General features: G+C 38.6%; 5 protein-coding genes, 2 pseudogenes and 1 other annotated feature. All 7 genes and pseudogenes read left to right on the top strand.

Going from position 1 to position 7975, the window contains the following annotated elements; genetic code table 11:
• Positions 1-258: pseudogene (locus tag GFJ36_RS24440) on the top strand (ABC transporter permease); the annotation flags it as partial.
• Positions 259-603: 345 nt separating this feature from the next.
• Complete coding sequence (locus tag GFJ36_RS24435) at positions 604-1170, top strand: tyrosine-type recombinase/integrase (protein WP_088064616.1); 567 nt, start codon at positions 604-606, stop codon at positions 1168-1170.
• Positions 1171-1204: 34 nt separating this feature from the next.
• Positions 1205-1702, top strand: coding sequence for a cation:proton antiporter regulatory subunit (locus tag GFJ36_RS24430; RefSeq protein WP_001026048.1), 498 nt, complete (start codon positions 1205-1207; stop codon positions 1700-1702).
• A gap of 3 nt (positions 1703-1705) precedes the next feature.
• Entirely contained in the window at positions 1706-2929 is a 1224-nt protein-coding gene (locus GFJ36_RS24425; protein WP_097889174.1) for a cation:proton antiporter, read from the top strand.
• A 306-nt stretch (positions 2930-3235) separates the two neighbouring features.
• A complete protein-coding gene (locus GFJ36_RS24420) occupies positions 3236-4429 on the top strand; it encodes an MDR family MFS transporter (protein ID WP_001137571.1) in 1194 nt (397 codons plus the stop codon).
• A 188-nt stretch (positions 4430-4617) separates the two neighbouring features.
• Positions 4618-4837: a binding site (T-box leader), on the top strand.
• 65 nt (positions 4838-4902) lie between these two features.
• Complete coding sequence (gene leuS / locus GFJ36_RS24415; RefSeq protein WP_097889175.1) at positions 4903-7311, top strand: leucine--tRNA ligase; 2409 nt, start codon at positions 4903-4905, stop codon at positions 7309-7311.
• 203 nt (positions 7312-7514) lie between these two features.
• Positions 7515-7975: pseudogene (locus GFJ36_RS24405) on the top strand (VrrB protein); the annotation flags it as partial.

Below are 7975 nucleotides of genomic sequence, written 5' to 3'. Positions count from 1 at the left end.
CAAATGCTTCGTAAAATCGGTGTGCGCCGTGAGTTATTAACGAAATCGATTTATAAAGAATTATTCTTAGTATTCTTATTCCCGGCAATTGTGGGTATTGCTCACGTATTAGTTGGTATGAATATTTTCGGATTTATTTTAATGGATCCTTACTTCCGTATTTGGGTACCGATCGTAATTTTCGTAGTTATTTATGCGATTTATTACTTCATTACAGTTCAATTGTATAAAGGAATTGTTCTTCCAAAAGAAGATTAATAGGTAAAAAGCCGAGTGAAAGTGCTCGGCTTTTTGTATTTTCAGAAAAAACACTTTAATGTTACTGAAATATATAATATAATGTAAATAAGTAACATAATATGAAAGTATCAGCAACCGGAAAATGAAAGGAGTAATCCGATCTGTAGAAAGAAGCTGAACTTGTACTCCCCCTATTTTTTCTACCCACACCGTATTTGTACAATCATAAATTTCCAAATGAAAAATTGTCGTAAGAGTATATTGTGAAAATAATGGATAATACATGGAAATCTCATAGCATGATAAGGTAAAATGGACAGGATAATGAGAAAATTACCGTTCATAAGATGAGGAGATACATGTATGGAAGTTGTAGAGGCATTAAAAGATATAAGCCAAATTGAGGCTATGAAAAAGTATTTAAAAGAGCATTCGCAGCGAGATTATCTTTTATTTGTTATTGGAATTAACACTGGATTAAAGATCACTGAACTACTTAGTATGAAATTTGAAGAGGTATTGAATGAAGATGGAACTGTTAAAGAGTTCTATTCTCTTCCTGTGAAAGATGAAAAATTTAAACAAGATATTTATTTAAATACAAAAGTAAAAGAAGCCCTTTTAGAGTACGCACAATCTATTGATGCTCAAAGAGAAAACTACGTATTTCAATCTAATAAAACGAAAAATTCAATCTCACGCCAACAAGCATATCGTGTTATCCATAGCGCAGCTGAAGCGGTTGGGATTGTTGGAAAGATTGGAACGAATTCAATGCGAAAAACATTTGGATTTCATGCGTACAAAAGAGGAATAGCGATTGCGCTATTGCAAAAGCATTTTCATCACGCAACTCCATCAGAAACGCTCAAGTATTTAGGAATCTCAAAAGATGAGAAGTTTAAAACAGAGATTGATGTAGATTTGTAAGAGCCGTAACTAAAAACTTTAGGAGGCGGAAAATATGAATATTAGAGAGAGTGAACTACCTGGCATTGGATGTAAATTTGAAGTGATAACAAAAGGTAATGAAAAAATGGTTATTGTGATTCATGATGATGGCCGAAGAGAAATGTATCATTTTGATGCGGATCATGATGAGAGTATTTCAAGCATTTCTCTTCGTGATTCTGAAGCGAGACAAATTGCGGCTATATTAGGCGGAATGGTATATAGGCCGCAAGCGCTAGACACAATTGAGATGGCTTTTGAAGGATTATCAATTGAATGGTTTAAGGTGGAGAATAATGCACCAGTAGTACAACAAACAATTGGTAGCTTACATGTCAGAAAAACATATAACGTAACGATTATTGCTATTTTGAAAAAGAATATGAAGAAATTCTTTAATCCAGGTCCAGATTCTATTATTGAAGCTGGCGATATGCTCGTATTGTCGGGTGAAAGACATGAAGTGAAAAGAATTATTAATGAATTGCTTTCAGCAGGAGGTGATTCCTAATCGATGGATACTTTAATCTTTGAAGTTGGAACTGCGTTAGTATTAGTAGCTTTTGCAGCTATCCTCGCTGCGAAGTTAAAGTTCTCGATTATTCCGTTTCTCATTATACTCGGTATGTTAGTGGGGCCTCATGCCCCAGATTTAGGACTTATCGATTTAAGGTTTATTGAAAGCGGAGAAGTTATTTCCTTCCTCGGCCGTGTTGGCGTCATATTCCTCTTATTCTACTTAGGTTTAGAATTCTCAATAAAAAAATTAATTAAATCAGGAAAGTCGATTGCTTTTGGGGGTAGTATTCATATATCGCTTAATTTCATATTGGGTTTACTTTATGGATATGTTATGGGTTTTCCCTTATTAGAAACATTAATTATTGCTGGAATCATTACAATCTCATCGAGTGCAATTGTTGCAAAAGTAATTGTTGATTTAAGAAGATCTGGTAATAAAGAGACTGAATTAATATTAGGAATCATTATGTTTGATGATATCTTTTTAGCTGTATATTTATCAGTCGTTTCAGGGTTAGTACTCGGTGGTGCAACATCATTTGTAGGTGCTCTTACATCGGTGTTAATCGCGGTAGGGTATATGCTACTATTCTTTGTAATCGCTAGAAAAGCTACGCCGTTTCTAAATAAAGTATTAGATATTTCGTCAAACGAAATTTTTATTATCGTAATATTCGCCATTTTATTCTTTGTAGCAGGATTTTCAGAAACGATTCATGTTGCTGAGGCAATTGGAGCATTATTGTTAGGACTCGTCTTTTCTGAAACAGAGCATAGTGATCGGATTGAGCATCTCGTCGTTCCGTTTCGTGACTTCTTTGGAGCCATATTCTTTTTCAGTTTCGGTTTAAGTATAGATCCGTTTTCACTTGGAGGAGCAGTGTGGTTGGCATTAGGAGCAGTTTTCATTACGCTCATCGGTAATTTTACAGCTGGAATGATGGCGGGACGTAAAGCCGGGTTATCGCATAAGGCTTCTACGAATATCGGTTTAACCCTCGTATCACGCGGAGAGTTCTCCATTATTGTAGCCAATATCGGCATTGCGGGTGGTTTAATGGCAACGATTAAACCGTTCTCTGCACTGTACGTTTTAATATTAGCATCGTTAGGACCGTTATTAACGAAGGAGTCTGGGAGAATATACTCTCTACTAAATAAAATATTTAAATGGAGTGCGAAAGAACGTGCGAAGCGAGAAAAAGAAGTTGGATAGTATAAATAAGGGGGAGACTGCATGAACTTTAGAACTTTATGCAGTCTTCCTTTTTTATATATTGTTGTTGATGTCGTTTTTTGTCGGTAAGTCGATATATTTTAATAATCGCTCATATATTTCGGGAATCGCCGATATATTCCCCAAATCGCTGATATATTTTCAAGTGACAATTCATATAATTTCATTTACTGAAAAACCATTATCTGAATTTCATCAACTATTAATCAGTTGCCTTCCTATTTAAAAACGACTACAATTTTACTGTTATAGATGAACGAAAAAAATAGAATAGGAGGGGAGACTATGCCAAGGAAAGTATGGCTATTAGTAGCTGGGATGATTATTAATGTCACGGGTGCTTCTTTTTTATGGCCTTTTAATACAATTTATTTGCATGATCACCTAGGAAAATCTTTATCTGTGGCCGGAATGGTATTAATGATCAACTCGCTTACTGGTGTAATCGGAAACTTGCTCGGCGGTGTTTTGTTTGATAAATGGGGCGGTTATAAATCAACTTTAGTAGGGATTGTCATTACACTTGTATCGATTTTAGGCCTTGTGTTCTTCCACGGTTGGCCGTTATATGTTGTGTGGCTAGCATTAATCGGCTTTGGTTCTGGAATGGTCTTCCCATCGATGTATGCGATGGTCGGTACGGTTTGGCCAGAGGGCGGAAGACGAGCATTTAATGCGATGTATGTTGGGCAAAACGTTGGTATTGCGATCGGAACAGCGTGCGGTGGTTTAGTTGCATCTTACCGTTTTGATTATATTTTCTTAGCCAATTTTGTTTTGTACTTTGTTTTCTTCTTAATTGCTTTTATTGGATTCCGTGGTATGGAAGACAAGAAAGAGCCAGGAGTGCAAAAAGAAGTCGAAACGAAAAAAGGCTGGACACTTACACCTGGATTCAAAGCACTTCTTATCGTATGTGTAGCATATGCTTTATGCTGGGTTACATATGTGCAGTGGCAAGGGGCGATTGCGACTCATATGCGGGAATTAGATATTAGCCTCCGCCATTATAGTTTATTATGGACGATAAACGGAGCGATGATTGTTTGTGCGCAGCCACTTGTTAGTATGTTAATTCGCTGGATGAAGCGTTCTTTAAAACAACAAATTATGATTGGAATCGTCATTTTTGCGGCGTCATTTATTGTGTTAAGTCAAGCGCAGCAATTTACGATGTTCCTCGTTGCGATGGTGACGTTAACGATTGGTGAGTTATTCGTATGGCCAGCAGTTCCGACCATTGCAAATATACTTGCACCAAAAGATAAGTTAGGGTTTTATCAAGGGGTTGTAAATAGCGCGGCGACTGTAGGGAAAATGTTCGGACCGGTCGTTGGCGGAGCAATTGTTGATTTATACAATATGGAAGTATTGTTTATAGCAATCATGGTAATGCTTGTAGTAGCGATTATTGCAACGAGCATGTATGATAAACGAGTAAAAGTAGAAGAAACAGTAGAAGAAAAAATTGCAGTTTAGTTTGACGGAACATGTAACATGTTTTAGAATATATTTAAATAAAACAACCTTTGGAACAAGGGAGATAGCTCGGCTGTCCTAAGACGAATTCGTTAGTTATGAAGAGTAACGATTAACCGAGAAGCCTTAGCTTCAAGTAAGCTCTTTAGAGATACGAAGTGGTGGGTAGTTCACATTAACTTATATTTGTAATAACAGTGAGAAGGAGTAGTAGTAATAGAAGCTGGTTTAGAGAGTTGACGGTCGGTGCAAGTCAATCCACGTTTCGTTATGAACTCGCCTTTGAGTTGCAGTTGTGAAACTAGTAGTAGCAATTGCCGTTAATCCACGTTACGGATCTAAGCGAATGTATATATGTACATTAATTTAGGGTGGTACCGCGGGAATCTATAACCTCTCGTCCCTTTCTAGGGATGAGAGGTTTTTTGTATTTTGGGCGGTGAAAATAAATAGAATTTCAAGGAGGGTATCTCATGAGCTTTAATCATCAAAATATTGAGAAGAAGTGGCAAGGGTACTGGGAAGAGAATAAAACATTCTGTACGCCAGATGAGACAGAAAAACCAAAATTTTATGCACTAGATATGTTCCCATATCCATCAGGTGCAGGCCTACACGTAGGACATCCAGAAGGTTATACAGCGACAGATATTTTATCTCGTATGAAGCGTATGCAAGGATATAACGTTCTTCATCCAATGGGATGGGATGCGTTCGGTCTTCCAGCAGAGCAATATGCACTTGATACTGGAAACAGCCCGGCAGAATTTACAGAGCTTAATATTAATACGTTCCGTAATCAAATTAAAGCATTAGGCTTCTCTTACGATTGGGATCGTGAAGTAAATACAACAGATCCAAACTACTACAAGTGGACACAATGGATCTTCCTAAAACTATTTGAAAAAGGTTTAGCTTACGTTGATGAAGTACCTGTAAATTGGTGCCCAGCACTTGGTACAGTACTTGCAAATGAAGAAATCATTGACGGTAAGAGTGAGCGCGGTGGACATCCAGTTGAGCGTCGTCCGATGAGACAGTGGATGTTAAAAATTACAGCTTACGGAGATCGTCTATTAGAAGATCTAGATGAGCTTGATTGGCCAGAAAGCTTAAAAGATATGCAACGTAACTGGATTGGTCGTTCTGAAGGTGCAGAAGTACACTTCAACATCGATGGTACAGACGAGAAATTCACAGTTTTCACAACGCGTCCTGATACACTATTTGGTGCGAGCTACTGTGTACTTGCCCCAGAGCATGCGCTTGTTGCTGACATTACAACAGCAGAGCAAAAAGAAGCTGTAGAAGCTTACATTAACTCTGTTAAAATGAAGAGTGACCTAGAGCGTACAGAACTTGCGAAAGAGAAAACTGGTGTATTCACTGGTGCTTACGCAGTTAACCCAGTAAATGGTGAGAAATTACCAATCTGGATCGCTGACTATGTTCTTGCAACTTACGGAACAGGTGCTGTAATGGCAGTTCCCGCTCATGATGAGCGTGACTATGAATTCGCATCAACGTTCAATCTTCCAATGAAGGAAGTTGTAAAAGGCGGAGACATTACGAAAGAAGCATACACAGGTGATGGTGCGCACGTAAACTCAGCATTCCTTGATGGTTTAAATAAAGAAGAAGCAATCGTAAAAATGATTGAATGGCTTGAAGTAACGAGCGCAGGAAATCAAAAAGTAACGTACCGTCTACGTGACTGGTTATTCAGCCGTCAACGTTACTGGGGTGAGCCAATTCCAGTAATCCACTGGGAAGATGGCACAATGACAGCTGTGAAAGAAGAAGAATTACCATTAGTTCTTCCTAAAACAGAAAACATCCGTCCTTCAGGTACAGGTGAATCACCACTTGCTAACATTGACGAGTGGGTAAACGTTGTTGATCCTGAAACTGGTAAAAAAGGTCGTCGTGAAACGAACACAATGCCACAATGGGCTGGTAGCTGCTGGTATTACCTACGTTACATCGATCCAAACAATAGCGAAGCACTTGTAGATCCTGAAAAAGTAAAACAATGGCTTCCAGTTGATATTTATATCGGCGGAGCGGAGCACGCTGTACTTCACTTACTATATGCTCGTTTCTGGCACAAAGTATTATACGATATCGGTGTAGTTCCAACGAAAGAGCCGTTCCAACAATTATTCAACCAAGGTATGATTCTAGGTGAAAACAACGAGAAAATGAGTAAATCAAAAGGTAACGTTGTAAACCCTGATGATATCGTAGCAAGCCACGGTGCAGATACACTTCGTCTATATGAAATGTTCATGGGACCATTAGATGCTTCAATCGCTTGGTCTGAAAATGGTCTTGACGGAGCTCGTCGTTTCCTAGACCGCGTATGGCGTCTATTCATTCAAGATAACGGTGAATTAAGTGAGAAAATTACGGATGCACCAAATAAAGAGCTTGAAAAAGCTTACCACCAAACAGTGAAGAAAGTAACAGAAGACTATGCAGAACTTCGCTTCAATACAGCGATTTCTCAAATGATGGTATTCATTAACGATGCATATAAAGCTGAAACACTTCCGAAAGAATATGTAGAAGGTTTCGTGAAAATGATTGCACCAGTTGCACCTCACATCGGGGAAGAGCTATGGAGCAAACTTGGATACAATGAAACAATCACATATGCAAGCTGGCCAACATTTGATGAGTCTAAACTTGTAGAAGATGAAGTTGAAATCGTTGTTCAAGTTATGGGCAAAGTTCGCGCGAAACTAACAATGAGTAAAGATGCATCAAAAGAAGAAATGGAACAACTTGCACTTGAAGCAATTCAAGACCAAATTGAAGGGAAAACAGTTCGTAAAGTAATTGTTGTTCCTGGAAAACTTGTTAACGTTGTTGCAAACTAATTCATTCTAAATAAAAGCTCAGAGCATTTATGCTCTGAGCTTTTTTGTGTAGAAAATAATTTCAGGATCTCTTTCATCTAAATTTTCAACTATTCCACTACGTACAAATAAAAGAGCGGAATTCCAATACAGACAAACACCTATTTTTCTATAGGAAATATGATAAAAAAGGTAGGCTAAATTGAGTAGAAGAGGTGAAAGGAATGAAAGGGATGGACAATAATGCACCACATGGCTTCTTCGGAGGCGAATCGGACAGTTATACACAAATGATGTTAATGGGAGGAGCTGGCCAACAAGGGTACGGTGGAATTCCGAGCTGGATGGGTGGAGGAGCAGGAGGATTTCCAACATCGGTAGCGGGCATGCAAACTGGAATGCCTACATTAATGGGAGGGTTTTCGACATCAGGGGCTGGAATGCCTACATTAACAGGAGGATTTCCGACATCAGTAGCTGGCGTACAGACAGGAATTCCAGTAGGAGTACCAACTACATTTCCTTCTTTCGTTGGAGGAGTGCAGACAGGATTTCCGGTACCGGGAGTAGGTGTTGTAGCAGGTGGAGTAGGTGGTTATCCGCAAGGTGTTCACGGACACCATGTACATCACCATCACCAAGGCCAACACGGTCATCATGTACATCACCACCATCAAGGTCAACA

It is taken from the genome of Bacillus sp. EE-W1, assembly GCF_009760835.1.
GTDB classification, from domain to species: Bacteria; Bacillota; Bacilli; order Bacillales; family Bacillaceae_G; genus Bacillus_A; species Bacillus_A wiedmannii.
The sequence above is the reverse complement of the archived record's forward strand: the minus strand, read 5'-3'. Positions and strand labels throughout refer to the sequence as shown.

Coding starts and splice junctions, on each gene's coding strand:
- GFJ36_RS24435 (WP_088064616.1), top strand. CDS start 604: ATGGAAGTTGTAGAGGCATTAAAAGATATAAGCCAAATTGAGGCTATG.
- GFJ36_RS24430 (WP_001026048.1), top strand. CDS start 1,205: ATGAATATTAGAGAGAGTGAACTACCTGGCATTGGATGTAAATTTGAA.
- GFJ36_RS24425 (WP_097889174.1), top strand. CDS start 1,706: ATGGATACTTTAATCTTTGAAGTTGGAACTGCGTTAGTATTAGTAGCT.
- GFJ36_RS24420 (WP_001137571.1), top strand. CDS start 3,236: ATGCCAAGGAAAGTATGGCTATTAGTAGCTGGGATGATTATTAATGTC.
- leuS (WP_097889175.1), top strand. CDS start 4,903: ATGAGCTTTAATCATCAAAATATTGAGAAGAAGTGGCAAGGGTACTGG.